Annotated in this window: 25 protein-coding genes; 18 read left to right on the top strand and 7 right to left on the bottom strand. The window is 63.3% G+C overall.

Going from position 1 to position 26,391, the window contains the following annotated elements; translation table 11 throughout:
* The 3 genes from pip (at window position 1) to rarD (ending at window position 3,935) form a co-directional block, all read left to right on the top strand.
* A complete protein-coding gene (gene pip, locus FAA86_RS05435; protein ID WP_136538755.1) occupies window positions 1-960 on the top strand; it encodes a prolyl aminopeptidase in 960 nt (319 codons plus the stop codon).
* A 347-nt stretch (window positions 961-1,307) separates the two neighbouring features.
* Window positions 1,308-2,924, top strand: coding sequence for a citramalate synthase (gene cimA / locus FAA86_RS05430; RefSeq protein ID WP_136538753.1), 1,617 nt, complete (start codon window positions 1,308-1,310; stop codon window positions 2,922-2,924).
* A gap of 114 nt (window positions 2,925-3,038) precedes the next feature.
* Window positions 3,039-3,935, top strand: a complete 897-nt coding sequence (gene rarD / locus FAA86_RS05425) for an EamA family transporter RarD (RefSeq protein WP_113459241.1) — start codon at window positions 3,039-3,041, stop codon at window positions 3,933-3,935.
* A gap of 6 nt (window positions 3,936-3,941) precedes the next feature.
* Here rarD and FAA86_RS05420 read toward each other — a convergent pair whose 3' ends face one another.
* Window positions 3,942-4,562, bottom strand: a complete 621-nt coding sequence (locus FAA86_RS05420; RefSeq protein ID WP_113459240.1) for an LOG family protein — start codon at window positions 4,560-4,562, stop codon at window positions 3,942-3,944.
* Window positions 4,563-4,719: 157 nt separating this feature from the next.
* On the opposite strand from FAA86_RS05420, the gene FAA86_RS05415 reads away from it, so the two are divergent.
* Both FAA86_RS05415 and FAA86_RS05410 read left to right on the top strand, forming a co-directional pair.
* Window positions 4,720-6,798, top strand: a complete 2,079-nt coding sequence (locus FAA86_RS05415) for a LysM peptidoglycan-binding domain-containing protein (RefSeq protein ID WP_136538751.1) — start codon at window positions 4,720-4,722, stop codon at window positions 6,796-6,798.
* Between the two features lie 114 nt (window positions 6,799-6,912).
* A complete protein-coding gene (locus FAA86_RS05410) occupies window positions 6,913-8,802 on the top strand; it encodes an ABCB family ABC transporter ATP-binding protein/permease (protein ID WP_136538749.1) in 1,890 nt (629 codons plus the stop codon).
* A gap of 37 nt (window positions 8,803-8,839) precedes the next feature.
* Here the strand turns inward: FAA86_RS05410 and FAA86_RS05405 are convergent, their stop codons facing one another.
* Complete coding sequence (locus FAA86_RS05405) at window positions 8,840-10,123, bottom strand: sensor domain-containing diguanylate cyclase (RefSeq protein WP_136538747.1); 1,284 nt, start codon at window positions 10,121-10,123, stop codon at window positions 8,840-8,842.
* A 226-nt stretch (window positions 10,124-10,349) separates the two neighbouring features.
* On the opposite strand from FAA86_RS05405, the gene FAA86_RS05400 reads away from it, so the two are divergent.
* From FAA86_RS05400 to FAA86_RS24515, 3 genes are all read left to right on the top strand, one after another.
* Window positions 10,350-11,069 carry a phosphatidylserine decarboxylase gene (locus FAA86_RS05400; protein WP_281281702.1) on the top strand — a complete coding sequence of 240 codons (720 nt, stop codon included), beginning with the start codon at window positions 10,350-10,352 and terminating at the stop codon, window positions 11,067-11,069.
* 11 nt (window positions 11,070-11,080) lie between these two features.
* A complete protein-coding gene (locus tag FAA86_RS05395; RefSeq protein WP_136538743.1) occupies window positions 11,081-11,941 on the top strand; it encodes a CDP-alcohol phosphatidyltransferase family protein in 861 nt (286 codons plus the stop codon).
* A gap of 193 nt (window positions 11,942-12,134) precedes the next feature.
* Window positions 12,135-12,272 carry a hypothetical protein gene (locus FAA86_RS24515; protein WP_167494900.1) on the top strand — a complete coding sequence of 46 codons (138 nt, stop codon included), beginning with the start codon at window positions 12,135-12,137 and terminating at the stop codon, window positions 12,270-12,272.
* Between the two features lie 10 nt (window positions 12,273-12,282).
* Here the strand turns inward: FAA86_RS24515 and FAA86_RS05390 are convergent, their stop codons facing one another.
* Entirely contained in the window at window positions 12,283-13,047 is a 765-nt protein-coding gene (locus FAA86_RS05390; protein WP_136538741.1) for an SOS response-associated peptidase, read from the bottom strand.
* A 132-nt stretch (window positions 13,048-13,179) separates the two neighbouring features.
* Between FAA86_RS05390 and FAA86_RS05385 the strand changes: the two genes are divergently transcribed.
* The 9 genes from FAA86_RS05385 to FAA86_RS05345 all read left to right on the top strand — a co-directional run bounded on the left by FAA86_RS05385 (window position 13,180) and on the right by FAA86_RS05345 (window position 19,144).
* Window positions 13,180-13,605 (top strand): NUDIX hydrolase, encoded by a 426-nt coding sequence (locus FAA86_RS05385; RefSeq protein WP_136538739.1) that lies wholly within the window; start codon window positions 13,180-13,182, stop codon window positions 13,603-13,605.
* On the top strand, window positions 13,602-14,030 hold the full coding sequence (locus FAA86_RS05380) for a TIGR02301 family protein (RefSeq protein WP_246035007.1): 429 nt from the start codon (window positions 13,602-13,604) through the stop codon (window positions 14,028-14,030). The genes FAA86_RS05385 and FAA86_RS05380 overlap by 4 nt, the downstream gene beginning before the upstream one ends.
* A 94-nt stretch (window positions 14,031-14,124) precedes the next feature.
* On the top strand, window positions 14,125-14,382 hold the full coding sequence (locus FAA86_RS05375; RefSeq protein WP_102021450.1) for a hypothetical protein: 258 nt from the start codon (window positions 14,125-14,127) through the stop codon (window positions 14,380-14,382).
* 23 nt (window positions 14,383-14,405) lie between these two features.
* On the top strand, window positions 14,406-15,143 hold the full coding sequence (locus tag FAA86_RS05370; RefSeq protein WP_136538737.1) for a hypothetical protein: 738 nt from the start codon (window positions 14,406-14,408) through the stop codon (window positions 15,141-15,143).
* Between the two features lie 93 nt (window positions 15,144-15,236).
* Window positions 15,237-16,070, top strand: a complete 834-nt coding sequence (gene ygfZ, locus FAA86_RS05365; RefSeq protein ID WP_136538734.1) for a CAF17-like 4Fe-4S cluster assembly/insertion protein YgfZ — start codon at window positions 15,237-15,239, stop codon at window positions 16,068-16,070.
* A 1-nt stretch (window position 16,071) separates the two neighbouring features.
* Window positions 16,072-16,704: a YfbR-like 5'-deoxynucleotidase gene (locus FAA86_RS05360; protein WP_113459230.1), complete on the top strand. Its 633-nt coding sequence runs from the start codon at window positions 16,072-16,074 to the stop codon at window positions 16,702-16,704.
* Window positions 16,701-17,237, top strand: a complete 537-nt coding sequence (locus FAA86_RS05355; RefSeq protein WP_136538732.1) for a tyrosine phosphatase family protein — start codon at window positions 16,701-16,703, stop codon at window positions 17,235-17,237. Before FAA86_RS05360 ends, FAA86_RS05355 begins: the two co-directional genes overlap by 4 nt.
* Complete coding sequence (locus FAA86_RS05350; RefSeq protein WP_136538730.1) at window positions 17,234-18,193, top strand: NUDIX hydrolase; 960 nt, start codon at window positions 17,234-17,236, stop codon at window positions 18,191-18,193. Before FAA86_RS05355 ends, FAA86_RS05350 begins: the two co-directional genes overlap by 4 nt.
* 60 nt (window positions 18,194-18,253) lie before the next feature.
* Window positions 18,254-19,144, top strand: a complete 891-nt coding sequence (locus tag FAA86_RS05345; RefSeq protein ID WP_136538728.1) for a mechanosensitive ion channel family protein — start codon at window positions 18,254-18,256, stop codon at window positions 19,142-19,144.
* 60 nt (window positions 19,145-19,204) lie between these two features.
* Here the strand turns inward: FAA86_RS05345 and FAA86_RS05340 are convergent, their stop codons facing one another.
* From FAA86_RS05340 to nadA, 4 genes are all read right to left on the bottom strand, one after another.
* Window positions 19,205-19,492, bottom strand: coding sequence for a hypothetical protein (locus tag FAA86_RS05340; protein WP_136538726.1), 288 nt, complete (start codon window positions 19,490-19,492; stop codon window positions 19,205-19,207).
* Window positions 19,493-19,734: 242 nt separating this feature from the next.
* The gene (gene nadC, locus FAA86_RS05335; protein ID WP_136538724.1) at window positions 19,735-20,640 is read right to left on the bottom strand and encodes a carboxylating nicotinate-nucleotide diphosphorylase; all 906 of its coding nucleotides are present in this window, start codon (window positions 20,638-20,640) and stop codon (window positions 19,735-19,737) included.
* Window positions 20,641-20,653: 13 nt separating this feature from the next.
* Window positions 20,654-22,246, bottom strand: coding sequence for an L-aspartate oxidase (locus tag FAA86_RS05330; protein ID WP_167494899.1), 1,593 nt, complete (start codon window positions 22,244-22,246; stop codon window positions 20,654-20,656).
* 26 nt (window positions 22,247-22,272) lie between these two features.
* Complete coding sequence (gene nadA, locus FAA86_RS05325) at window positions 22,273-23,343, bottom strand: quinolinate synthase NadA (protein WP_167494898.1); 1,071 nt, start codon at window positions 23,341-23,343, stop codon at window positions 22,273-22,275.
* 227 nt (window positions 23,344-23,570) lie between these two features.
* On the opposite strand from nadA, the gene FAA86_RS05320 reads away from it, so the two are divergent.
* The gene (locus tag FAA86_RS05320) at window positions 23,571-26,339 is read left to right on the top strand and encodes a DUF2339 domain-containing protein (RefSeq protein WP_136538722.1); all 2,769 of its coding nucleotides are present in this window, start codon (window positions 23,571-23,573) and stop codon (window positions 26,337-26,339) included.
* The last annotated feature ends 52 nt before the right edge of the window (window positions 26,340-26,391 follow it).

Below are 26,391 nucleotides of genomic sequence, written 5' to 3'. Positions count from 1 at the left end.
ATGACGACTGAATTGCGCGGCTTCTACCCCGAAATCGAACCCTTCGAGACCGGCATGCTTGATGTCGGCGACGGGCACCAGATCTATTGGGAGCGTTTCGGCACCAAGGGCGCCAAGCCCGCCGTCTTCTTGCATGGCGGCCCGGGTGGTGCGACCAGCCCATCACATCGCCGTCTCTTCGATCCTGCGCTCTATGACGTGATCCTGTTCGACCAGCGCGGCTGCGGCAAATCCACGCCGCATGCCTCGATCGAGGCGAACACCACCTGGCATCTGGTCGCCGATATCGAGCGGCTGCGTCAGATGATCGGTGCGGAACAGTGGCTTGTCTTTGGCGGCTCCTGGGGCTCGACGCTGGCGCTTGCCTATGCCGAGACGCATCCGGAGCGGGTGTCCGAACTCGTGCTGCGCGGCATCTACACGCTGACCAAGGCCGAACTCGACTGGTACTACCAGTTCGGCGTCTCCGAGATGTTCCCGGATAAGTGGGAGCGTTTCTGCGCGCCGATCCCGGAAAACGAACGCCACGAAATGATGGCGGCCTATCGCCGCCGGCTGACCGGAACCGACCGCGAGGAACAGCTGCGCTGCGCGGTGGCCTGGAGCTCCTGGGAGGGCGAGACCATCACGCTCCTGCCGAACCCTGACTATTCCGACCACTTCTATGATCCGGAATTCGCGCTCGCCTTTGCCCGCATCGAGAACCACTTCTTCGTCCATGCCGGCTGGCTGGAGGAAGGTCAGCTGTTGCGCGATGCCTACAAGCTGAAGGATGTCCCGGGCGTGATCATCCATGGCCGCTACGACATGCCCTGCCCGGCGAAGTATGCTTGGGCTTTGCACAAGGCCTGGCCGAAAGCCGATTTCCACCTGATCGAGGGGGCGGGCCACGCCTATCTCGAGCCTGGCATTCTCGACCAGCTGATCCGCGCCACGGATCGGTTTGCGGGGAAGAACTAGATCATGCTCGCGCTCGCAGTTACCCCCCTCTGGCCTGCCAGCCATCTCCCCCACAAGGGGGGAGAGCGGATTGCGGATGCGGCGTGGCCTCACCCTCCCCTTGAGGGGGAGGGTCGGAGCGAAGCTCCGGGGTGGGGTGACCGTGGGGAGCTCATTGCAAGTCTGACACGCCGAACTCGTGGTCTGGTTCACCCCCACCCGCCGCTCCGCGGCGACCTCCCCCCTCAAGGGGGAGGTGGGGAGCCCGACGCCCACGGCCACCACTCTCCCCTCTTGTGGGGGAGATGTCACGCAGTGACAGAGGGGGGTGAAACCCCGAACACAAGCGTTTGCCCAAGGACATCAGCATGACACGCGACAAGATCACCCTGTTCGATACGACGCTCCGCGACGGCCAGCAGACGCCGGGGATTGATTTTTCGGTCGAGGACAAGATCGCCATTGCGGCCATGCTGGACGAATTCGGCATCGACTTCATCGAGGGCGGCTATCCTGGGGCCAACCCGACGGACACGACCTTCTTTTCCAGGAAGCGGACGAAACAGGCCGGTTTCGTCGCCTTCGGCATGACCAAACGCGCCGGCATTTCCGCCTCCAACGATCCGGGGCTGACCCAACTCCTGCAGGCCAAGGCGGATGCGATCTGCCTGGTGGCCAAAAGCTGGGATTATCACGTGAAGGTGGCGCTCGGCTGTAGCAACGAGGAAAACCTCGAAAGCATCCGTGACAGCGTCAAGGCCGTGGTCGCGGCGAGCAAGCTTTCCATGGTCGATTGCGAGCACTTCTTCGACGGCTACAAGGCCAATCCGGACTATGCCATCGCCTGCGCCAGGCAAGCCTACGACGCTGGCGCGCGCTGGGTGGTGCTCTGCGACACCAATGGCGGCACACAGCCGCCGGAGATCCGCGAGATCGTCCAGGCCGTCATCGCCTCCGGCATCCCCGGCTCTTCGCTCGGCATTCACGCGCATAACGACACCGGCCAGGCGGTCGCCAATTCGCTTGCAGCCGTCGAGGCGGGCGTGCGACAGATCCAGGGAACGCTGAACGGGCTTGGCGAACGCTGCGGTAATGCCGATCTCGTGACGATCATCCCGACGCTCTGTCTGAAGGAAACCTATGCGTCGCGCTTCGAGACCTCGATCGACCGGGAAAAGCTCGTCGGCCTCACCCGCCTGTCACGCGCCTTCGACGAACTCTTGAACCGATCACCGAACCACCAGTCGCCTTATGTCGGCGGCTCGGCCTTTGCCACCAAGGCCGGCATCCATGCCTCGGCGCTTCTGAAGGACCCGAAGACCTACGAGCATGTCGAGCCGGAAAGTGTGGGCAATTTCCGCAAGGTCATGGTTTCCGATCAGGGCGGCAAGGCGAACTTCCTCAACGAGCTGAAGCGCCGCGGCATCACGGTCGCCAAGGACGATCCGAAGCTCGACACGCTGATCTCGGTCGTCAAGGAGCGCGAAGCTTCGGGCTATGCCTATGAGGGCGCGGATGCGAGCTTCGAACTGCTCGCGCTGAAGACGCTCGGCACCGTGCCGGACTTCTTCGCGGTGGAAAGTTTCCGTGTGATGGTCGAGCGTCGCTTCGACAGCCATGGCAAGCTGAAGACCGTCTCGGAAGCGGTCGTGAAGGTGCTCGTCGATGGCGAGATGGTGATGTCGGTGGCCGAAGGCGATGGACCGGTCAACGCGCTCGACATCGCGCTTCGCAAGGACCTTGGCAAGTATCAAAGCGAGATCCTTGATCTCGAACTGGCCGATTATAAAGTCCGCATCCTGAACGGCGGTACGGAAGCCATCACGCGCGTCCTGATCGAATCCACGGACGCCTCCGGCGCGCGCTGGTGGACGGTCGGCGTTTCCGAGAACATCATCGACGCATCCTTCCAGGCTCTGATGGACAGTATCGTGTACAAGCTGATGAAGAACCGGCAGCTGGCAGGCAAGATCGCGGCGGAGTGAGAACGACGCGCCAATGATCGGTCTGCCTGAACGATGCTTCACAGAAATGAATTGGCGCCTGCAACCCTTGAGGCGTAATTCCGTTTCCAAGCATAACAAAAGTCAGGAAACACCATGGCCGACGTCACCGCTCCCGCGGAGAACCGGGACAGCCTGAACGGCTTTCTCTTCGCGCTCTCTGCCTATCTCCTGTGGGGCTTCCTGCCGCTCTACATGAAGGCGCTGGCGCATATCTCGCCGGCCGAGGTGATCGCGCATCGCATTCTCTGGTCGGTGCCGGTCGCGGGCCTGCTGCTGATCATCCTCAAGCGCACCGACGAATTGAAGAAGGCCATGCGCAATCCGCGCATGCTCGGCATGGCGGCCGTGACTGCGACACTGATCAGCGTCAACTGGGGTATCTATGTCTGGGCCATCGGTGCGGGTCATGCTCTCGACACGGCGCTGGGCTATTTCATCAATCCCCTGTTCTCGATCCTGCTCGGTGCTGTGCTCCTCAAGGAGAAGCTGAAGCGGACGCAGATCGCCGCACTTGCGCTCGTCGTCGTCGCGGTGGTTATCCTCACCGTCGAAGCCGGGCGGCTGCCGGTGGTGGCGCTGGCGCTGACCTTCTCCTGGGGCTTTTACGCCTTCTTCCGCAAGACGCTCCCGATCGGGCCGAACCAGGGCTTTCTTCTGGAGGTCCTGCTGCTGACCCCCTTCGCCTTCGCCTATCTCGTCTACCTGAACCTGCAGGGCGGCGGGCATTTCCTGATGGGCAACACGACCGATACCATCCTGCTTGCTTCCGCCGGCCTTGTGACGGCGGTGCCGCTGATCCTCTATGCCAACGGCGCCAAGCTGCTCCGGCTGTCGACGATCGGCATCATGCAGTATATCGCGCCGTCGATGATCTTCATCACCGCCGTCTTCGTCTTCCACGAGCCCTTCAGCACGGCCAAGGCCATCGCCTTTCCGCTGATCTGGGCAGCACTCGTCATCTACACGCTGCCGATGCTTCGGCAGCGCTGATTACGCTCAAAGCTTGGAAATGGTCGCCGGGTCACCTTCGGGCGCTCCCGTCTCGGCCCAACGCGCCTGGATGGCCGGCACGATGTCCTCGATCCGGTCGATGACCAGCGGGCGCACGAGATGCGCCGTGTGGATGAAGCCGGAGGCCGACATGTGGTCGACGAGTTCCAGCATCGGCTTCCAGAAGTCGTTCACATTGGCGAAGACCATCGGCTTGGCATGACGGCCGAGCTGGCCCCAGGTCATGATCTCGACGATCTCTTCCAGCGTGCCGATGCCGCCGGGCAAGGTGACGAAGGCATCCGAGCGCTCGAACATCGCATGCTTGCGCTCATGCATGTCCTTGGTGATGATCAGCTCGTTCAACTGGCCGAGCGAATGGCGCGTCGCTTCCATGTCAACCAAGAATTCGGGTATGATGCCCGTGACGTGACCGCCGGCGGACAGAACGCCTGAGGCAACCGCCCCCATGATGCCTTTGGTGCCGCCGCCATAGACGAGGCGGAGGTTGTTTTCAGCCAGCGCGCGGCCGAAGGCACGGCCCGCTTCCATGAAGGCGGGATCGCGTCCGGGCTGTGAGCCGCAATAGACGCAGACGGATCGAATCGGGGTTTTCTGTTCGCTCATGCGAGGCAAAAAACAGTCTGTGCTGACTAAGGTCAACAAAATTGGCTGAAAACCCTTCTGCAGCAGGGTGGATTGATCCATCGCCGCTTGTCGATTCATCGGGTTGACGCTAGCAATTCCAAGGGAATGGCGGCTTTTCCGCCGGGAGACTTGTGAAATGAAGAACCGTGCCCTGTGGGTGGTCCTGATCGTCCTTGCCATCGTCAGCCTGCTGATGGTCTTTGTCATCATGCCGCGGCTCAATCCGCCGACGGGCGATCTGCCGACCGTGAACGCCGCGGCGGACGCCGCAAAGTCTGCAGCCGACGAGGCCAAGGCCACGGCCGAGGAAGCTGTTGCCGATGTTGCAGCCGCAGCGGCCGAGAAGATGGATCGCCTGAAGGGCGAAGCCGTGAAGGCCGTGGACGGGATTTCCGCGCTGTTTGCCGATGGCCGCACGCCGAGCATCGAAGCCTATACGGCAGCGAAAACGCTTGCCCAGGGCGCACTCCAGGCTCTCTCCACCATCGAGATCCCCGAAGGCCTGGAAGCCACGGTCATGGATGGCATCAAGGCGGTTCAGGCCGATGCGGCCCGGGCACTCGCCATGGTGCAAGACCTGCCCTCGGATCCGGCCAAGGCCGCCAGCATGATCGCCGCCATCAAGGACGCCTTGCTCGGCAATCCGATCGCCCCGGCACCGGTCGCGGAAGCCCCGACGGATGTTGCGCCGCGCTTCGACATTCTCCGCGTCGAGCCCGACGGTTCGACCGTGATTGCCGGCAATGCCGTTCCGGGCGCCAAGGTCGAGATCCTCAATGGCGGCGACGTCATTTCCTCGCAGACCGTCGACGGCACCGGTGATTTCGCCGCCGTGCTCGACGAACCGCTTGCGCCGGGCGATCATTCGCTCCAGATCCGCGCCACGGCGCCGGATGGCAAGGTCGTGACCTCGGAAGAAGTCGCAACGATCTCCGTTCCGGAAGGCGGCAAGGGCGAGCTTCTCGCGATGGTCTCCAAGCCCGGCGAAGCCAGCCGCATGATCACCCTTCCAGGTACCGCCAACGCCGGCGCCTCACAGGCTGCAGGAACTGCGAGTGCGGATGCGGCGACAGCGCAAACGTCCGAGCCGGCAGCCGCCGGCGGTGCGGTGATTCCGGATCTGCCGGCTGCCTCCAACGAAATCGCCAACTCGGCACCAATCATGCCGGGCAGCGCCGAGACGGCGGCCGTTCCCGCCGGCACATCGTCGAGCTACGCCCCGGCATCGCTTCCCGGCGCCACCGAGGTGCAGGTGACCGCCGTCGAGATCGAGGGTGACCGCATCTTCGTCGCCGGCAAGGCGCCCGCAGGCGCAACCGTGCGCGGCTTTGCCGACAAGGCAGCGATCGGCGAAGCCAAGAGCGACCCGAGCGGCAATTTCGTCATCGAAGGCGAGATGAAGCTCGAGGTCGGCAATCACATCATCGAGGTCGAACTGCTCGACGCGACCGGCAAGGTCGTCGTGCGCGCCTCCGTTCCGTTCGAGCGTCCGGCCGGCGAGCAGGTCTCCGTCGTCGCTCAGACGGCGCCGGCATCTGCTGCGGCTGCAAGCCCGGAAGAGGCTGATTTCGAACGGCTGCGGATCGCCCTCACCAAGGCGATGACGATCCTCGAAAACCTCTATGCCAATGGCCAGAAGCCGGCACTCGAACAGGCGGCGGCCGCCCGTTCGGCGACCGAGATCGGCCTGCAGTCGATCGTGGGCTTCCGCCCCGGCGCAAATGGTGATCCGGCCTTTACGTCGGCCATCGAATCCCATGCCGCCAAGGCAAAGGAAGCGCTGGCGCTCCTGCAGTCGGTTCCGAACGGCAATGTCGACGCCCTCGGCGCCGCACTACCCAAGCTCGTGGCGCTGATCCGTGATCTTCTGAACGAGCCGACCCCGGCAGCAATTGCGGCGACAACGACCCAGGATTCCGCCGCACCGGCCGCGCCGGCTGAAACGGCTTCCGCGGAGCCGAAGACGATCCAGCAGGCGCCGCTTGCCCAGAGTGACAGCAGCGTGATCATCCGCCGTGGCGACACGCTCTGGCAGATCTCGCGCCGCGTCTATGGCCAGGGTGTACGCTACACCACGATCTATCTCGCCAACGAGAACCAGATCAACAATCCGGACCGGATCGAGCCCGGCCAGATCTTCACGGTTCCGCGCGATGCCCTGCCGAATGCGGAGGAAATTCACCGCAAGCGTCTGCGTGGTGAGGCGGTGAACTGAGCTTTCACAGATCCGTTATTGTATTCGCGCAAGCGAGAACCTAATTGAATGACGGCGGCGATCCTCCCAAGGGATCGCCGCTTTTTGATCTGCATGCACGAGAGAGGGTCGGGGATGGCTGAGGCACAGAAGAAGACGGTATCGGCCGACGACGGCAATCCGATGCAGACCCTGGTAAATCTCTGGCCCTATATGTGGCCGGCGGATCGCTTCGACCTCAAGATGCGGGTCGTCTGGGCGACGATCTTCCTGATCATCTCGAAATTCGTCCTGATCCTCGTGCCCTATTTCTTCAAATGGGCCACCGATGCGCTCGACGGCCGCCTGGATATGGCCGGCCTGCTGCCGACCTTCCTTCTCGGTGCCGTCGCACTCGTAATCTTCTACAACGTCACCCGCATCGCCCAGGTTGGCCTGAACCAGCTGCGTGATGCGCTGTTTGCCAGCGTCGGCCAGCACGCGGTGCGCCAGCTTGCCTACAAGACCTTCGTGCACATGCACCAGCTGTCGCTGCGCTTCCACCTGGAGCGCAAGACCGGCGGCCTGTCGCGCATCATCGAGCGCGGGACAAAGGGCATCGAAACGATTGTGCGCTTCACGATCCTCAACTCCGTGCCGACCCTGATCGAATTCCTGCTGACGGCCGCAATCTTCTGGTGGACCTACGGCTTCTCCTATCTCGGCGTTACCGCCTTCACGGTCTGGGCCTATATCTGGTTCACCATCCGCGCCTCCGACTGGCGCATCGGCATCCGTCGCGCGATGAACGACAGCGACACGGATGCCAATACCAAGGCGATCGACTCGCTCCTCAACTTCGAGACCGTCAAATATTTCGGCAACGAGGAGATGGAGGCCAAGCGCTTCGACGCCTCCATGGCACGTTACGAAAAGTCGGCGACGCAGGTCTGGACATCGCTCGGCTGGCTGAACTTCGGCCAGGGCCTGATCTTCGGCATCGGCACCGCGATCATCATGGTGATGTCGGCGCTTGCCGTTCAGCGCGGCGAGCAGACGATCGGCGACTTCGTCTTCGTCAATGCCATGCTGATGCAGCTGTCGATCCCGCTCAACTTCATCGGCTTCGTTTACCGCGAAATCCGCCAGGGCCTGACCGATATTGAACAGATGTTCGATCTGCTCGAGGTGCAGGCCGAAGTTGTCGACTGTCCCGGCGCGAAGCCGCTTGCCATTGCGCAGGGCGCCATTGCGTTCAAGGATGTCCATTTCCATTACGATCCGGACCGCCCGATCCTGAAGGGCGTGTCCTTCGAGGTTCCGGCCGGCAAGACGGTCGCCGTTGTCGGCCCGTCGGGGGCTGGCAAGTCGACGATTTCCCGCCTGCTCTACCGCTTCTACGACGTCCAGCAGGGCTCCATCACCATCGACGGTCAGGATGTCCGAGAGGTCACGCAGAAGTCTTTGCGCGCTGCGATCGGCATGGTCCCGCAGGACACCGTGCTGTTCAACGACACCATCGCCTACAACATTCGCTACGGCCGACCCGGCGCTTCCGATGCCGAAATCCAGCAGGCGGCCGAGGTCGCGCAGATCTCGCATTTCATCAAGGATCTGCCGGAAGGCTTTGACACCAAGGTCGGCGAACGCGGGTTGAAGCTCTCCGGCGGTGAAAAGCAGCGCGTCGCGATTGCCCGGACCGTGCTCAAGGCACCTCCGATCTTGATCTTGGACGAGGCGACCTCGGCGCTGGACACGACGACTGAACACGAAATCCAGTCGGCCCTCGACATCGTCTCCAAGAACCGCACGACGCTCGTCATTGCCCACCGTCTCTCGACGGTCGTCAGTGCCGACGAGATCATCGTCTTGAAGGGCGGCGAGATCGCGGAGCGAGGCAGCCATACCGAACTGTTGGCGCAGAACGGGCTCTATGCCTCAATGTGGAACCGCCAGCGGGAGGCCACGCAGGCCGAAGAGATGCTGCGGCAGGTGCGCGAAAGCGACGAACTGGGCGTGGTCGTTCGCCGTCCGCCGGCCAACTGATCCTCAGATCTATTGAGAGTGACCGGCGCTCTGCCGGTCACGGTGCGAGGCAGAGGCGGTTTCTGCCGTCACGCTTCGCACGGTAGAGCGCAAGATCGGCGCGGCGCAGCGCCTGATCCACCGTCTCCTGTTCTGGATCGAACGCGGCGAGACCGATACTGATCGTGCCAGCAGCACCGGCAACGGTCGTCACTTGGCAGTATCGGGCAACGTCACCGCGCATCTGCTCGAGGATCTCCGCGGCGCGTTCGGCATTTTCGCCGGCGAAGAAGGCAAAGAACTCTTCGCCGCCCGCGCGTGCGACCACGACACCCTGGTCTTCATGGCTCCGTAGGGTATCGACGATCGAGCAGAGGGTGAGATCCCCTTCCCCATGGCCGAGTTCATCGTTGATCGACTTGAAGTGGTCGATGTCGATGACGGCAACGGCGAAGGCCGAACCGCCATCCGGACGATGTTCGATCGCCGAGGCGGCGACCTCGAAGAACTTGCGGCGGTTATACGCGTTGGTCAGCGGATCGCGCTCGGCCGCTGCGGTCAGCCGTGCTTCCAGCTCCTTGCGCTCGGTGATGTCGATCATGACGCCGGCAATGCCGCGCAACTGTCCGTCCGCCGACTCGATCGACGCCTTGTGCAGCATGACGTGGCGCATGCCCGTCTCCGGCACGCAGACATCCGTTTCGACCCGGAGCACGCCGCCCTTGCGCATCACTTCGAGATCGGATTCCCGATGGGCATCCGCGACCTCCTGCGGCAGGAAATCCGCCAGCGTCTGGCCGATCACGCCACTGCGGGTCGTGCCGACGAACTGGCTGAAGGCGGTGTTGCAGCCGAGATAGCGCCCGTCGACGTCTTTCAGATAGATCGGCGTCGGCAGGTGGTCGAGCCCGTCCTGCCAGCGATCGAGCTGTTCCTGCAGATCGTCCAGCCGCCGTTCCTGCTGTTGCAGCAGCGTCAGGTGACGCTTGGCGCGCAGCAGACAGCGAAAGAGATGCTCCGGCCCGTCCTGCAGCAGAATGTCATCCACGCCTGTCTCGAAAAGTTCGGACTGGAACGCCGCGCCTGCGCCTTCCGTCGCCGCCACCAGGTAAAGGGCCGGACCATAGGCCTGCCGCAGACGGGTGACCTCCCTCATCGACGCCCTGTCGGCGCAATCCAGGAAGCACACGGAGGTATCCTGGAGGTCCCGATAGTCGGTGATGCGGGCCGGGGTCAGCGATCCGATGCCGGCTGGTGGAGGCGCGCCGATCGGCGAATACCAGGAGAGGGTCACGAGCGGTGACTTATCCGGAAACTGTTCGATTTGCCTGGCGAGCTGCAATAGTCAGTCCTTGCCCGAGCTGGCATTCTGGCAGTGCCGGCCCGGATCTCTTACGATTTTCACCACCCCTTTTTTAGGGTGCAGTTATTTACGAAATCTCGCCGCGGTCTCAACAAGTCGATCCTTTTTTGGGCTAGCGATGGTTTGTCACAGGTTCTTTAAGCTGCCTTGATTTGACCGTCGGCATTGCCCATCTGCGGCTTTCAGAGTAGTCACGGGCGACACAATTCAAAAGACCGAGGATCCAATGGACCTGTTCGAAACCATCCGCAAGACGATCGTTCCCGTGCACAAGGAAGGTTATCCCTTTGTCGCAGCCTTCTTCGTCGCGTCGCTGGTGCTCGGCTGGATCTGGGATCCGCTGTTCTGGATCGGCCTCATCCTCACCCTGTGGTGCGCCTATTTCTTCCGTGATCCCGAGCGCGTGACGCCGCAGGACGACGATCTGGTGATCAGCCCGGCCGATGGCCGCGTCTCGTCGGTGCAGATGTCCGTTCCCCCGGAAGAGCTCAACCTCGGCCATGAGCCGATGCTGCGCATCACCATCTTCATGAATGTCTTCAACTGCCATGTGAACCGCGCTCCGGTGCGCGGCCGGGTGACGACGATCGCCTACAAGGAAGGCCAGTTCCTCAATGCCGAGCTGGACAAGGCCTCGACCGACAACGAACGCAATGGCCTTGTGATCGAAAGCAAGCATGGCCAGGTGGGCGTGGTTCAGATCGCAGGTCTTGTTGCCCGCCGCATCATCTGCTGGACCAACCCCAACGAGCCGCTGGATGCCGGTGAACGCTTCGGCCTCATCCGCTTCGGTTCGCGCCTCGACGTCTTCCTGCCGGCCGGTGCAGAACCGCGCGTCTCGCTCGGCCAGACCGCCATTGCCGGCGAGACCGTGATTGCCGAGTTTGGCTCGGCCAAGGGTCCGGTGATCAGTCGCCGCAGCTGAGGAGGTTTCCGATGGACGATCAGACGCCTTCGACCGACGTGCGCACCGCAGGCGCCGCGGATGGCGGGGCTCGCGGGCCTCGGCTGCGGGAAATACCGTTGCGCCTGATCATTCCGAACCTGATCACCGTGCTCGCGATCTGCGCGGGCCTCACAGGCATTCGTCTCGCCTTCGAAAACCGTTATGAGCTGGCCGTTGCCATGGTGCTCGCGGCCGCCTTCCTGGACGGCATTGATGGCCGCATCGCGCGGATGATGAAGGCGACCTCGAAGTTCGGCGCACAGATGGATTCGCTTGCCGACATCATCAATTTCGGCGTCGCCCCTGCGCTCGTCCTTTATGTCTTCGTGCTCGACCAGGCCCGTTCGCTGGGCTGGATTGCCGCCTTGATCTACGCGATCGCCGCCGGTCTCAGGCTTGCGCGCTTCAATGTCATGGACGAACGCGAGACCAAGGCACCCTGGCAGTCGGAATTCTTCGTCGGCGTTCCCGCACCCGCGGGCGCCGCGCTGGTGCTGCTTCCGGTCTATCTCGGCTTCCTCGGCGTGGCGCCTGTCGGCATATTCGCCTATGCGAGCACCGCCTATACGATCGTCATCGCCTATCTGCTCGTCAGCCGCCTGCCGGTGTGGTCCGGCAAGTCGGAGACGAGCCACGTGCGCCGGGATCTGGTGCTGCCGATGATTCTCGGCGTCGTGCTTTACGTTGCACTGCTGATGAGCTTCACCTGGGAAGTGCTTGTCGTGACCGTGCTGCTTTATCTCTGCTCGCTGCCCTTCGGCGCGCGCAACTGGCATCGCCGCTATGGGACGCTGACCATCGGCGAAGAATCAGCCGAAAAGGGACTTTCGGAGATGGATCGCGGCGTTTGAGCTGATTTTTCTCCAAAAACTCGCAGTTTTGCGCCCCGCCAGAGCCGAAAGCCTGCGCGGGGCTCTCCATTTCTACTCTTTTTCTTCAAATTTGATTTGAGTCACAGCCTCGGTCACGCTTTTGTCATGATCTCCGCAGAGAGAGCCGCGAACAAAAAACACCGGTCAGGAAACACTCCCGAGGAACATGACGATGACGACGCAGACTGAAGCCGAGCAGCAGAAGCCGGCAAACGAGAATCTGGATTCCAAGTACCGCCCGCTCGGCCTCAAGGCCGTGCTGGCCGCAGCGCTGATGCTGAAGCCGAAGCCGGCTGCCAAGGTGGCCTGAGAGCCCCGATCTAGAAGAGATTCATCTGCCCGTCGTCAGCCTTGTCTGCGGCGGGTTTTTGCTTTCTGGGCTGCGGGGTCACGGGAACCTGCAACTCGGGGCCGACATTGGCGACCTTGTTGACAAGATCGGAAACCGGGATCGCCTCGAAGTAATCTTCATCGGCCGGCCGCATCAGGTCGACGATATCGCGCGGCTCGCCCTGGCGGCAGTCCAGCCAGCGGCTGAAATCCTGCGGCTCGATCACGACCGGCATGCGGTCATGGATCTGGCCGATCGTGCTGTTGGCACCGACGGTCAGGATGCAGCCGGTATCGAGCTCGGAGCCATCCTTCGACATATAGGTTTCCATCAGGCCGCCGAAGCAGACGATGCCGCCCTTCTTGGGGCGGATCCAGTAGGCCTGCAGCTTCTCGCCACTCTCTTTCGGCGGCCGGTGCCATTCGTAGAAACCGGATGCGGGCACGAGAATGCGCCTGTGGCGCATGGCTGCGCGAAACGACGCTTTCTCGATCGCCGTCTCGGAGCGAGCATTGATCAGAAGGGTGAATTCCTTGGGGTCCTTGACCCAGGAGGGAATGAGGCCCCAGCGGACCAGCACGGCCATGCGGTCCGGCCGGTTGGAGCCGGGATCGGCGGGTGGCGCCGCAACGGCCACCAGAATCGGCTGCGTCGGCGCGATGTTGTAGCGCGGCGGAAAGCCTTCGAGCTCCATCACGTTCAGGAGCTCGGCAACCTCTTCCGGGCTGGCAGTCAGGGCAAAACGTCCACACATCCCTCACAGATGGCAGTCCGCCTGTCACCGGTCAAGGTGACGGGCTGCTTGCAGGCTCGCGCAAAGCCCGCGATAATCCCGATGCGCTGCTTCGCCGAAGCGGCGCCGTCTTCGACCGGAGTTCTTCTTTCCATGAGCATGCCCCGCCTCGCCTCTTCCGCCATCGTTGAACGGGCCGGGCGCTTTCTCCTCGTTCGCCGGGGCAATCCGCCGGCTGCCGATCTCTATGCCTTTCCGGGCGGCCGCTCCGAACCGGGTGAAACGCCGGAAGAAACGGCGCTGCGGGAGCTCTTCGAGGAGACGGGGCTGGTCGGGCGCAATCCGCGCCTGTTCGAAACGGTGGAGCTCCTGCCCGAGGCGGGCGTCAGCGGCAGCCATTTCATGCTTTCCGTTTTTCAGGTGGATGCGGATGAGACGGCGCCGGCCATTGCCCAGAGCGATGCCCTGGAGGCCGGGTGGTTCCTGCCCGAGGAAATCCTCCGTCTTCCGACGCCTGAAAGCGTCCTGGCCTGCGTGATGCGCCTCACGCCCGGCCTTCGCGCAGGAGGTGCCGCATGACCGGGATCAGGATGATCAGCGGCGCGGCCGCACTGCTTGCCGTTTCCATGCTCCATCAGCCCGCCCGCGCGCAGGAGAGCAACGTGATCACGCTCCCGCCGCCGGTGGAGACGGAGAAGGCAACGCCTTACGACGATCGCCTCGCGCGGCTCTCGGAGATCATCGGCGCCGTGCATTATCTGCGCAATCTCTGCAGCGCCGATGGCGAACCGGAATGGCGCCAGTCGCTGCAGGCGCTGCTGGATGCGGAAACGAGGACGGAGCCGAAGCGCCGCGCGCGCCTGACAGCCGCCTACAACCGGGGCTATCGGTCCTTCGCCTCCGTCTATACCTCTTGCACAGCGGCCGCAGTTCGTGCAGAGCAGAATTACCGTAACGAAGGCGCAACACTCGCCACAGAAATTACCGCACGTTTCGGAAATTAACGATTAATTCACCTCTTTTGGTCTGCCCCCGTGTCGTTTTGGCAAAAGGCTGATAGGGTCGTTAAGGACTGAGTAAGTGCTTCGAGGAATGCCCATGGAACCGCGCCGCAACGAAATCGACGACATGATCGTTCATGAAAAGATGCAGGCTGCGCTGGAATACCAGAACGAAGCCTGGGCCGACGGCATGGCAGACGGCATCGAGCCCGAGATCATCGCGGATGCTGCCTTCGCGCTTGCCATGCGCGAGACCATCCGCATTCATGGCGAACACGGTGCCGAGGCTATCCTCGACGCACTGAAGACCCGGCTGCTCGCCGGCGAGTTCTCGCCCGAGCGCCAGCTCCAGTAAGTTACAAATCGAGGAACAGAACGATGATCTCGTCGCGGGTCAGGCTGTTTCGCTTGACGAGCGCGCTGACGCTCATGCTTGCTTCTACGGCACCGACGCTGCCGGCCCTTGCCCTGTCCGACATCAAGGACATCACGCCGCCTGCGGCTGACACGTCGTCTGACGAGGCCGAGCCTCTGGCGAGCGACGAAGAGGACGTCATCGAAGATTCGATCCCCGTCATTCCGGATCCGGATCCGCTCATCAAGCGGAACGAGCCGGAGGCGGTGGAGAGTGTCGAGCCGCCCGAACCGGCGGCCGAGGTCATCTACGACATCGAGAAGGCGCCGGAACCGGTTCGCCGTATGCGGCAGCTGATCATCGACGCCGCCACGACCGGCGACATCTCGAAGCTCCGGCCGCTGATGAACCCGGGCCCCGACCAGACCGTGGTGCCGCTGCAGACGCCCGATCAGGATCCCATCGAGGCGCTGAAGGCGATCTCCGGTGACAGCGACGGGATCGAGGTTCTGGCAATCCTTCTCGATATCTTCTCGACGGGGTTCGTCCAGCTCGACAAGGGAACGGCCGACGAGGCCTATGTCTGGCCCTATTTTGCCGGAAAGTCGCTCGCGCTGCTGACACCACAGGAGAAGGTCGAACTGCTGCGCATCGTCACCGCAGGCGACGTCGCGGAGATGCAGGAATACGGCAACTACAATTTCTTCCGCGTCGGCATCACGCCGGACGGCCGCTGGAAATTCCTGAGCGTCGGCGACTGATCGCCATCCTATCTGTGGGCTGTGATCCGGGCTTCTTGTCGTCTAGACTGGCAGCGCCTAACTCAGTGGCAAAGCAACAGTCCGGTGATCCCCATGCCTTCAGCCTTCCTGCCCGATCGCGCCTTTGTCCGAATCACGGGGGCGGATGCGGAACACTTCCTGCAGAACCTCATCACCACCGATCTCGGTGGGTTCGGGGCAGAGGGAGCACTGCCCGGCGCGCTGCTGACACCGCAGGGCAAGATCCTGTTCGACTTCCTCATCTCGCGTGACGGAGACGGATTCCTGATCGACATCAGAGCGGATCAGCTGGAAGCCTTCGTCAAGCGCATGACCATGTACAAGCTCCGGGCAGCCGTGACGATCGAGACGCTGCCGGAGACGGGTGCAACGGTGACCTGGGGTGAAGCCGGCGACGGCGTGGCGGACCATCGGTTCGCACTGGCCGGCACCGAGGTTCGCCGCAAGCCTGGTCAGCATGGCGAAGCCGGTGGACGCGATGGCTATGATGCGCTTCGCATCCTGCATGGTGTGCCCGAATCGGGTGCCGACTACGCGCTGCAGGATGCCTTTCCGCATGACGTCCTGTTCGACAAGTCGGGCGGCGTCTCCTTCCGCAAAGGCTGCTATGTCGGACAGGAGGTGGTGTCGCGCATGCAGCACCGTTCGACGGCGCGACGACGTACCGTCATCGTCTCGGCGAACGCGCCCTTACCTGTCGCGGGGACCGATCTGACCATCGGCGGCAAGACGATCGGCACGCTCGGCACCATCGCTGGCGAACGCGGCCTTGCGGTCATCCGGATCGACAAGGCCGGTGAGGCCATGGCGGCCGGGGAGCCTATCCTTGCAGGCGACGTGCCCGTCACCGTTGCCCTTCCGGGCTGGAGCGGGCTCACCTTCCCGTCTGCTGCGGAGGAGGCCTGACATGGGTTCGGCCGTTCCTCTCCCCTCCAGCCGCGCCTGGCAGCGCATGCTCTCCGGGCGTCGGCTCGACCTGCTCGACCCCTCGCCGCTCGACGTCGAGATCACCGACATCGCCCATGGCCTCGCGCGCGTGGCGCGCTGGAACGGCCAGACCTCGGGCGACCATGCCTTTTCGGTGGCGCAGCACAGTCTTATCGTCGAAGACATCTTTCGTCGTTCGAACCCGAAGGCAACGGCCGACGATCTGATGGTCGCGCTGCTGCATGATGCGCCGGAATATGTGATCGGCGACATGATCTCGCCGTTTAAGGCCGTCGTCGGGGGTGGTTACAAGGTGGTGGAGAAGCGGCTCGAGGCGGCGATTCATCTCCGCTTCGGCCTGCCAGCCCATCCCAAGGCCGCACTCAAGGACCTGATCAAGAAGGCCGACATGATCTCCGCCTTCTTCGAGGCGACGGTTCTTGCCGGTTTTGCCGAGGCCGAGGCACGCAAGTTCTTCGGCCAGCCCAAGGGCTTCACCCGCGATACGATCCTGATCGATCCCCTGCCCGCCTATCAGGCGCAGGCGAAGTTTCTCGAGCGTTTCGAGGAAATCGAGGCCGACCGGCAATCGACCACCTGGGCCAGAGCATGAGCCTGATCGTCGTTTCCCCGCTTTCACGCATCGCGGAAATGGCCGTCCGCCACAAGGCGCGCGAGATGATCAGCCTGCTCGCCGCCAACCAGGATTTTCACAGACCGGCGGTCATCCAGGCCGCGCGACATCTGAAGCTTTCGATGAACGACATCAGCTTCGCCGGGACCGGCGACCTGATCGCGCCGCAGGAAATGCATGTGGCCGAGATCATCACCTTCGCCCGGGCATGGGACCAGGCCTCGCCGCTGGTGGTGCATTGCTGGATGGGGGTTTCGCGCTCGCCCGCAGCTGCGATGATCGCAAGCCTTGCGGTCGCACCGGATGACGATGAAGATGCCCTGGCGCGGCGGCTGCGCGAAGCCTCGCCCTTTGCCACGCCGAACATGCGTTTGGTCGAGATCGGCGATGCCCTGCTGGGGCGCGGTGGACGGTTCGTCAAGGCAGTGAAGGCCATCGGACGCGGTGCGGATGCCGACGGCAACACGCCCTTCACCCTGCCCTTGCCGTTCCGCGAGCCTGCTCTCCCATGACGGCACCGGCGGAGATCGAGATCGGCCTCAACGCCGCGATCGTCGCGATCAGCGCTCGCACCCCTCGCCTGCTGGTGGTCGGAGAGGACGGCGAGAGGCTCGATTCCCTGCCCTTCGGTCCCTTCGATCCCAACCGGCACCGGACGATGGAAATGTCGCTGCGGCATACCGTCGAGGCGCAGACGGCGCTGGAGCTCGGCTATATCGAGCAACTCTACACCTTCGGGGATCGCGGCCGTCACAAGATGCCCGGCGATCAGGGTCCGCATGTCGTGTCCGTCGGCTATCTCGCCTTGACCCGGCTCGACATCGACCGGGACGCACGCCTTGAACTTTCCGGCGCTCAATGGCGGGACTGGTATGGCTATCTGCCTTGGGAAGATTGGCGGCAGGGACGGCCGGTCGTGCTCGACAGCGTCATCCTGCCAGCCCTCACAGCCTGGGCGGAAGAAGCGGCTCCGTCGTCGAGACGATCCCGGCTGAAGCTTGCCTTCGGCCTTGATGATTTCCCCTTCGATGAAGAGCGCGTGCTCGAGCGCTATGAACTGCTCTACGAGGCCGGGCTCATGGAAGAGGCCGTACAGGACGGGAGGATCGAGCAGCGTCGGGTCGGCACTTCGCTTGGACGAGCCATGCGGCACGATCACCGGCGGATTGCGGCCACGGCGCTTGCGAGGCTCAGGAGCAAGATCAAGTACCGGCCTGTCATCTTCGAACTGATGCCGCCGGAATTCACGCTCACCGATCTGCAGGGCACGGTCGAGGCGATTGCCGGGCATCATGTGCACAAGCAGAACTTCCGCCGCCTCGTGGAAGGCGCCGAACTGGTCGAGCCGACGGGCTCCACCGAAGCCGCCACGGGTGGCCGGCCGGCTGCCCTTTTCCGCTTCCGTCGCCAGGTTCTGGAGGAGCGGCCGGCACCTGGGCTGAAACTCGGTTCCCGAGCAAATGGTTGACCTCGCTATCCCCTGCACCATCTAGCCCCTTGGACAGCAACAGCCAGGGAGCATGACCGCATGGAAACACAGGCCAACGAAGCACTTCTCGCGACACAGGCGGCATTGGCTCAGGCGAGCCGGCTGGCTGTCGAGTATTCCTTCTCGATCGTCGGGGCCCTGCTTCTGCTTTTCATCGGCTGGTGGCTGTCATCGCTGCTCAGCCGCTGGACCCATGCGGGCCTTTTGCAGGTGCGAGGCATCGACGAGACGCTCGCCCGCTTCTTTGCCAATGTCGTGCGCTATGGCGCCCTCATCCTCGTCTTCGTCACCGTGCTCGGCCAGTTCGGTGTGCAGACCGCCTCGATCATCGCGGCTCTCGGTGCCGCCGGTCTTGCCATCGGTCTTGCCTTGCAGGGCACGTTGCAGAACATCGCGGCCGGCATCATGCTTCTGGTGCTGCGCCCCTTCCGGGTCGGTGAATATATCGACACCGGATCCATTTCCGGCATCATCGTCGAGATCGGTCTTTTCGCAACCGAGTTGAAGACGCCGGATGGTTTGTACCGGCTCGCGCCGAACTCGACGCTGTGGAACGTGCCGATCACCAATTTCAGCCGCCTGCCGACACGCCGTTTCGAGCTGAAGGTCGGGATCGACTACAACGACGATATCGATCTGGCCGAAAAGATCATGCGGGAACATGCGGAAGCCGATTCACGCGTACTGAAGGATCCTGCCATTTCGACCCATGTCGATCAGTTGGGCGACAGCGCCGTTGTCATCACGCTCTGGTATTGGACGGCTGCCTCGGACTTCTGGCCGACGTCGCGCGAGATGATCAAGAAGGTGAAGAAGTCCTTCGACGAGAACGGAATTTCCATCCCGTTCCCGCAGGTGACCTATCACGGCTCGCCGCAAGTGGTCGCACTGCCAGAGCGCTTCGTCGACGCCCGGTCGAAGGAAGCCTGAGCGACAACCGCCGCCACGGCCGAGGCTCAGGATCGCAAAGCTTGAAGAGCGGCAGGAAGATCAGCGATCGCCCTGCTGCTTTTCCGTTTTCTCGATGTGTCTGTCGATGATGCGCTGCATCTCGGCGAGGACTTCAAGAACGCTGACAGTATCGTCTTCGGTCATTCCGGTGTTTGCCGCCGAAAACTCGGCTCCCGAGGCATGCGCGCCCGACAGCGGCTCGGCCAGCCGATGCTCTGCTTGGCCGACCAGCAGCTCAATTGCAGTAGAAGACGCCATGTCCGAAGCATTGTTTCGGATCAACGTGCCTGCGGTAGCGCTATCAGGCCTCACGATAGTCGTCGTCATACTTTGCCCCACACGTTACAGAGGTAACTCCGTCTGTATCCCAGCCCGCAATACAATTTGCATGCATGCTTCAGGGCTAGGAGATTCTATTTCGGGGGTCAAAAACCAGGAATCACGGGTGAGAACTAGCGAAGCATTTGCTGATATATCAGCAAGGCGTTGACGCTTATCGCTTTTTTTCGAATGGATTGATGAGATGGGTCTGCCGCATCGCAAAATTGCACGCAAACTTTGTCGTGAATTCAGGTGAGGACGATGTCCAGCCCGATATCCAGGGTCGGCGCTGCCATGGTGATCTTGGATGTCGAGATGTAGTCGACGCCGGTTTCGCCGATGGCACGGATCGTGTCGATGTTGACGTTGCCGGATGCCTCCAGGACTACACGGCGGACGTCGGCGGCATAGGCCTCGGCGCTCAGGCTATGATGCTCGCGGTTGATCGCGACTGCCTGACGCAAGAGATCCGGCCCCATGTTGTCGAGCAGGATCACGTCCGGCCGCGCTGTCAGCGCCTCCCGCATCTGGTCGAGCCCATCGACCTCGACTTCGATCTTGACCAGATGGCCAGCATAAGCGCGAGCGGCGTTGATGGCCGATGCCACGCCGCCCGCCACCGCGATGTGGTTGTCCTTGATGAGGATCGCATCGTCGAGGCCGAAGCGGTGGTTGGAGCCGCCACCGAGCCGCACGGCGTATTTCTCGACCGCTCTCAAGCCCGGCAGCGTCTTGCGGGTGCAGGTGACGCGCGCCGATGTATGGGCGATCTCGGCCGCGAAACGGGCGGTGTAGCTGGCGACGCCCGAAAGATGCATCAGGAAGTTCAGGGCCACCCGCTCGGCCGATAGGACCGAGCACGCCGGGCCTGAAACGCGAGCGATCGGCTGACCGGGTGTGACCCGATCTCCATCCCCGACCAGCGCCTCGAAGCGAACCGAGGGGTCAATCAGGCGAAAGGCGCTCTCCGCCAGTGGCAACCCCGCGACGACACCCGCCTCCCGACTGTTCAGGCCCGCCGTCGCGGTCTTTTCCGGACCGATCGTGGCATAGGTGGTGATGTCGCCGGCGCGACCCAGATCTTCCAGCAGAGCATTGCGGACGAGATCCTCGATCATCAGCGGCGAAAGCTGCGGGCGCAGGCTCGGGGTCATTGGCGTGATCTCCTCATCCAGCCAGTTCGGCGGCGATGCGGTTTGCATCCTTGAGCGTCAGATAGGTGCGCTGGCGCAGCGCCTCCTGCGGACCGGGGTGATCCGCGCGCATATGGGCGCCGCGGCTTTCTGTGCGCAGATAGGCACCCACGGCAATCAGCTTGGCGGTGGAAACGATATTGGAAAAGCGGACGCGGGGGCGCTTGCGCTCCAATTGCACCAGTTCGCGGATCAGCAATTTCAGGCCCGCCTCCTCACGGATCACGCCCGCATGACGGCTCATCAGGGCGCGGAGATCCTTCAGTTCGGGGCTGTCCTCCACGGTCACGAGGTCATCGTTTTCCCCGGCGGTCTGCGGCCATTCGTAGAGGGCCGATTCCGGCAACATGCCCTTGATCGAATCGGCAATACGCCCGGCAAAGACGACGGCTTCGAGCAGCGAGTTGGAGGCCAGGCGGTTTGCCCCATGCACGCCACTGGAGGTCACCTCGCCGGCCGCCCAGAGCCCGTCGAGGGAGGTCCGGCCATCGGCATCCACGAGCACGCCGCCCATGTGGTAATGCACGGCCGGCACGACCGGGATGGCTTGCGTAACGGGATCGATGCCGGCTGCAATGCAGGAGGCGTGGACCGTCGGAAAACGCTTGGCGAAGTCCTTGCCGATCGCCTTGGTGCAATCGAGGAAGGCGCCGCGGCCTGCGGCCACTTCGGCGAAGACGCCGCGCGCGACGATGTCGCGCGGGGCCAGTTCCGCATCGGGATGCAGGTCGGTCATGAAGCGGTGGCCGGCCTTGTTGACGAGGACTGCGCCCTCACCGCGCAGCGCTTCCGTCGCAAGGGGAGCCGGATCCTGACCGATGTCGATCGCGGTCGGGTGAAACTGGACAAATTCCGGATCGGCGATCACGGCCCCGGCCTTGGCGGCCATGCCGACTCCGGTGCCGCGCGCTTCGGCGGGATTGGTCGTGACTTGATAGAGATGGCCGACGCCGCCGGAGCAGAGCACGACGGCGCGCGCCGGAAAGGCGACACGGGTCTTCGACTGGCCGGCATCGGGTCTTGCGATGACGCCGGAGACGAAACGACCTTCGGCGATCAATTCCTCGACGACATAGCCTTCCATGACGCGGATGGAAGGCGTACGGCGAACGGCTGAAATCAGCGCTTCCATGATCGCGCCGCCGGCTCGGTCACCGGCCACGCGGACGATCCGGCGCTCGGAATGGGCGGCTTCGCGCGACAGCAGCAAATGGCCTTCGAGATCGCGGTCGAAGGGGACACCGTAGCCGAGCAGATCGTGCACGCGGTCGGGCCCTTCGGAGATCATCAGCCGCGCCATCTTCTCCTCGACAAGCCCGGCACCGGCCGTGACCGTATCGGCCAGATGCTTGTCGAAACTGTCGCCCGGGCTCATGGCCGCGGCGATGCCGCCTTGCGCCCAGGCCGAAGACGCGCCCTGCCCGATCGGGGCGGCAGCCAGCACCGTGACGGGACGTGGTGCCAGCTTCAGCGCGCAGAACAAGCCCGCGAGCCCCCCACCGACGATGACGATGTCATCGATGCCCTGCCAGGATTGCGGCCGCATGGATTCAAGATTGGTCGCCATTCAGCCCTCCCCGGCCGGCCGGTATGTCAGTTCTTCAGATTGATCATCCGCTCGACGGCAAGCCTTGCGCGCCCCGCGATTGTCGGATCAACGGTTACTTCCTCCGTCATGAAGAGCAGGCTGTCGAGGATCTTCGGCAGGGTGATGCGCTTCATGTGCGGACAGAGGTTGCAGGGCTTGACGAAATCGACCTCCGGCAGCTCGACCTGGATGTTGGAGGCCATGGAGCATTCGGTGACCAGCAGAACGCGCGCGGGGCGCTTGGTCTTGACGTAATCAATCATGCCCTTGGTCGAGCCGGCAAAATCTGAGACCGCAAGTACGCTCGGATGGCATTCCGGATGGGCGACGATCTCGATGCGCGGGTCGGTCTTCTTGTATTCAAGCAGTTCGTCCGCCGTGAAGCGCTCATGCACCTCGCAATGGCCCTTCCAGGTCAGGATCTTCTTATGTGTCTGGTTGGCGACGTTCATCGCCAGATATTCGTCGGGGATGCAGAGCACGGTATCGCTGTCGAAGCTGTTGACCACGTCGACGGCATTGGCCGAAGTGCAGCAGATGTCGGTCTCGGCCTTCACGTCGGCAGAGGTGTTCACATAGGTGACGACGGGCACGCCGGGATAGCGCTCGCGCAGCAGGCGGACATCGGCACCGGTGATCGATTCCGACAGCGAGCAGCCGGCGCGACCATCGGGGATCAGCACCGTTTTCTCCGGATTCAGCAGCTTCGAGGTCTCGGCCATGAAATGCACGCCGCACTGGACGATGATTTCGGCATCGACGCTGACGGCATCGCGGGCGAGCTGCAGCGAATCGCCCTTGATGTCGGCGACGCAGTGGAAGATTTCCGGTGTCTGGTAATTGTGCGCCAGGATGACGGCGCCGCGCTCCTTCTTCAGCCGGTTGATGGCATGGATGTAGGGCGCAAAGACCGGCCATTCGATCGCGGGGATAAAGTCGCGCACGCGCTCGTAGAGATGCTCCGTTTCCTTGGCGACGGCAGGCGAATAGGTCAGGTCCGGACGCTCCCAGACGCCGAAACGTTCTGCGGCCGTGCGGGGCGTGCGGTTGGCTTGCGACAGGTTTCTCGCTTCCATGACCATCTCCTGCATTATTTATGCTCATCTTGAGCATAATTGACACCAAAGAAAACCGGCGATCGCCGGTAGTGCCGATTTAGAAAGTTTCGCCGGTGATTGCAAGGGCTGCACATCGAAGGACAGTCATGCGGCGAACCTCGGGATCGCCACGTGACACACTACGCTTTCCCTTCCCGGGAAATGGATTAGTTTGAGGCCTTAGACCGCAAGTGCTGCGAGGCCATATGTTCGAACTGCTGCCGCTGATCCTGATCGGCGTTCTCTTTGTCATCAACCGGGGCGCGACCAAACGGATCGACCGGCTGGAAAAGGAACTGGGCGATGTCCGCGAACGGCTGCTGCGACTGAACCCCGCGGGCGGCGCGAACGCGGAACCGCTTATCGCACAGCCCGCGGGACAAGAGCGGACAGAAATTGCCGAGCAAGTCGTGACGTCGCCCGAGCCGGAAGAGCCATCCCCGGCCCCCGCTCCCGCACCCCAACAGAGCGAGCCCGCATCGCTGACGGATGACGACACCATGCCCGTCGCAGCACGCACCCCGCCTGCGCCGGCCGCTCCGGCCGAAAGCCTGGAAAACCTGCTTGGCGCCCGTTGGGCGGTCTGGGCCGGCGGCCTGGCGCTGGCACTCGGTGGCGTCTTCCTCGTCCGCTACTCCATCGAGAGCGGGCTGCTCGGCCCCGGCGTGCGGCTGACGCTTGCCGCCCTGTTCGGCCTCGTCCTGATCGCTGCGGGCGAGCTGGTCCGCCGCAAGGCGCTGCCCAAGGCAGAAGCGCTTTATGCCAATGCCATGGTGCCCGGCATCCTAACGGCAGCCGGTGCCGTCTCCCTGTTCGGCGCCATTTACGCCGCTCATGGAATCTACGAGTTCATCGGCCCGACGCTCGCCTTCATCCTGTTGGCGCTGACCGCTTTCGGCGTGCTCGGCCTGTCCTTGCTGCATGGTCAGGCACTTGCCGGCTTGGGTCTTGGAGGCTCCATGCTGACGCCGCTCCTGATCTCCACGACGGCGCCGAACCTCTGGACGCTTTTCATTTACCTGACGGTTGCGCAGGTTGCGACGTCGTTTGCCGCACGGCTCAAGGGCTGGCTTGTCGTGCCGGCCATCGCGCAGGCGCTGCTCGGCCTCTGGGCTTTGGTCGCGCTCATCGACATGACCGACATCACGCCGATTGCCCTGTCCCTGATCGCCATGATTGCCGCCTGGTTGCTGATCTGGCCGGGCGCCACGAAGGATGATCCGGCGGTTGCGGGTTCGCCGCTCTCTCTGGACGCTCTCGGGCGCCGCATGGCCTCCGGCCCGCTCGGGCTCGACATCACGCTGTCGCTCGCCGTGCTGCTGCCCGCCCTTGTCATGCTCGACCGCGGACCGACCGTCTCGCTGCCGCTCTTCGGCTTTGCCGCGCTCATCGCTACACTGGCCGCGGCCGGCAGCGCCCGGCATGGCGCTTTCTGGCCGACGATCCTTGCGTCCGTCGGCGCCCTGCTGGGTGCCGTCGTGAAGTCAGGCCTCATCCTGCAGGCCCAGATCCTGCTTTTCGGCTTCGGATGGGACGAGACCGCCGTCACGGCCCTTGGCGAGCCGGTCATGCTGATCCTGCTCGGGCTTGCCGCCGTCTTCGTCCTGCTCGGACTGGCCCAGATCCGTCGCCGCTTTGCCGAGGATCCCTTGTTCTCGACCGTCTGGTCCGTGATCGTGGCGATCCTGCCGGTCCTGCTCGCGACCATCAGCTTCGTCTTCTACGGCGTCTACGCGCGGGACTGGAGCCATGCCCTCTTCGCCATTGCCCTCGGAGCGGTTTTGATCGCCGGCGCAGAACTCCTCTCTCGCCAGGGGGCTCAGTCCGTCTTCCGTCGTGGGATCGATCTGCTGCTGGTCGGCAGTATCGCCGCCTTCGCGCTGGCGCTTCATGCTCTGACCGATGGCATCATCACCACCATCCTGCTCGCGCCTCTCGGCTTTGCCTATCTCATGGCGACCCGAAAGCGGCACTGGAGCGGTCTGCCCTGGGTGATGGTCGCGGCCCTCGCGGGCGTGCTGGTCCGCATCGCCTGGGACCCGACGCTGGTCGGCCCGGAAGCGCTGTCGCAGACGCCCATCTTGAACCAGTTGCTACCCGGCTACGGCATCCCGGCGCTGCTGGCCCTGCTCTCGGCCTATGAACTGCGCAACTGGTCCGGTGCGAGGGTTCGCAATGCCCTTCAGGGGCTGGCGAGCCTTCTCGGCCTGCTCACTATCGCCATTCTGGTGCGCCATGCCATGAATGGCGGTGTCCTGGATTCCAGCGTGCCGACGCTTGGCGAGCAATCGATCTACACGCTGCTGGTCGTCGGCCTTTCGGGCATCCTGATGACGCTCGATCTGAAATCGCCGAGCCCCGTCTTCCGTTACGGCTCCATGCTGGCCGGCGGCATTGCCATTCTGCAGACGGTGAGCCTGCATCTCGGCGCGCTCAATCCCTATTTCACCGGCGAGAGCACCGGCAGCTGGCCGCTGATCAACCTGCTGCTGATCGGTTACCTTCTGCCGGGCCTCGGCTATGCGGGCCTTGCCTACTACGCCCGTGACAAGCGGCCCCTGCCCTATGTGATCCTGCTCGCGCTCTCGGGCGCCGTGCTCGGCTTTGCCTGGGTGACGCTCTCCGTCCGTCGCTTCTGGCAGGGCGAGTTCATTCCCTACTGGAAAGGGTTCGAGCAGGCGGAGACCTACACCTATTCCGTCGCCTGGCTGGCGATCGGTGTCGGGCTTCTGGCGCTCGGCTCGCGTTTCGACGCCAGAAGCCTGCGCATCGCCTCGGCCGTCATCGTCATCCTGACTGTCGCCAAGGTCTTCCTGATCGACATGGCGAACCTCGAGGGCGTGCTTCGCGCCTTGTCCTTCATCGGGCTCGGCTTCGTCCTGATCGGCATCGGGCTCTTCTATCAGAAGATCCTGACCGGCAAGACGGTCCGGCCGGCTGCCGTGGACGAGGACGAGGCACCGACAGGGATCTGATCGTGGGCGGTTGAACAGGGAGCGTCCGCAAGGCTAGATGCGGCCAGCTGAA

The organism is Rhizobium rosettiformans W3 (assembly GCF_004912135.1).
GTDB lineage: Bacteria > Pseudomonadota > Alphaproteobacteria > Rhizobiales > Rhizobiaceae > Allorhizobium > Allorhizobium rosettiformans.
Note: the sequence above shows the minus strand (reverse complement) of the source record. Positions and strands in the feature narration are given on the sequence as shown.

Coding starts and splice junctions, on each gene's coding strand:
- pip (WP_136538755.1), top strand. CDS start 1: ATGACGACTGAATTGCGCGGCTTCTACCCCGAAATCGAACCCTTCGAG.
- cimA (WP_136538753.1), top strand. CDS start 1,308: ATGACACGCGACAAGATCACCCTGTTCGATACGACGCTCCGCGACGGC.
- rarD (WP_113459241.1), top strand. CDS start 3,039: ATGGCCGACGTCACCGCTCCCGCGGAGAACCGGGACAGCCTGAACGGC.
- FAA86_RS05420 (WP_113459240.1), bottom strand. CDS start 4,562: ATGAGCGAACAGAAAACCCCGATTCGATCCGTCTGCGTCTATTGCGGC.
- FAA86_RS05415 (WP_136538751.1), top strand. CDS start 4,720: ATGAAGAACCGTGCCCTGTGGGTGGTCCTGATCGTCCTTGCCATCGTC.
- FAA86_RS05410 (WP_136538749.1), top strand. CDS start 6,913: ATGGCTGAGGCACAGAAGAAGACGGTATCGGCCGACGACGGCAATCCG.
- FAA86_RS05395 (WP_136538743.1), top strand. CDS start 11,081: ATGGACGATCAGACGCCTTCGACCGACGTGCGCACCGCAGGCGCCGCG.
- FAA86_RS24515 (WP_167494900.1), top strand. CDS start 12,135: ATGACGACGCAGACTGAAGCCGAGCAGCAGAAGCCGGCAAACGAGAAT.
- FAA86_RS05390 (WP_136538741.1), bottom strand. CDS start 13,047: ATGTGTGGACGTTTTGCCCTGACTGCCAGCCCGGAAGAGGTTGCCGAG.
- FAA86_RS05385 (WP_136538739.1), top strand. CDS start 13,180: ATGAGCATGCCCCGCCTCGCCTCTTCCGCCATCGTTGAACGGGCCGGG.
- FAA86_RS05380 (WP_246035007.1), top strand. CDS start 13,602: ATGACCGGGATCAGGATGATCAGCGGCGCGGCCGCACTGCTTGCCGTT.
- FAA86_RS05375 (WP_102021450.1), top strand. CDS start 14,125: ATGGAACCGCGCCGCAACGAAATCGACGACATGATCGTTCATGAAAAG.
- FAA86_RS05370 (WP_136538737.1), top strand. CDS start 14,406: ATGATCTCGTCGCGGGTCAGGCTGTTTCGCTTGACGAGCGCGCTGACG.
- ygfZ (WP_136538734.1), top strand. CDS start 15,237: ATGCCTTCAGCCTTCCTGCCCGATCGCGCCTTTGTCCGAATCACGGGG.
- FAA86_RS05360 (WP_113459230.1), top strand. CDS start 16,072: ATGGGTTCGGCCGTTCCTCTCCCCTCCAGCCGCGCCTGGCAGCGCATG.
- FAA86_RS05355 (WP_136538732.1), top strand. CDS start 16,701: ATGAGCCTGATCGTCGTTTCCCCGCTTTCACGCATCGCGGAAATGGCC.
- FAA86_RS05350 (WP_136538730.1), top strand. CDS start 17,234: ATGACGGCACCGGCGGAGATCGAGATCGGCCTCAACGCCGCGATCGTC.
- FAA86_RS05345 (WP_136538728.1), top strand. CDS start 18,254: ATGGAAACACAGGCCAACGAAGCACTTCTCGCGACACAGGCGGCATTG.
- FAA86_RS05340 (WP_136538726.1), bottom strand. CDS start 19,492: ATGACGACGACTATCGTGAGGCCTGATAGCGCTACCGCAGGCACGTTG.
- nadC (WP_136538724.1), bottom strand. CDS start 20,640: ATGACCCCGAGCCTGCGCCCGCAGCTTTCGCCGCTGATGATCGAGGAT.
- FAA86_RS05330 (WP_167494899.1), bottom strand. CDS start 22,246: ATGGCGACCAATCTTGAATCCATGCGGCCGCAATCCTGGCAGGGCATC.
- nadA (WP_167494898.1), bottom strand. CDS start 23,343: ATGGAAGCGAGAAACCTGTCGCAAGCCAACCGCACGCCCCGCACGGCC.
- FAA86_RS05320 (WP_136538722.1), top strand. CDS start 23,571: ATGTTCGAACTGCTGCCGCTGATCCTGATCGGCGTTCTCTTTGTCATC.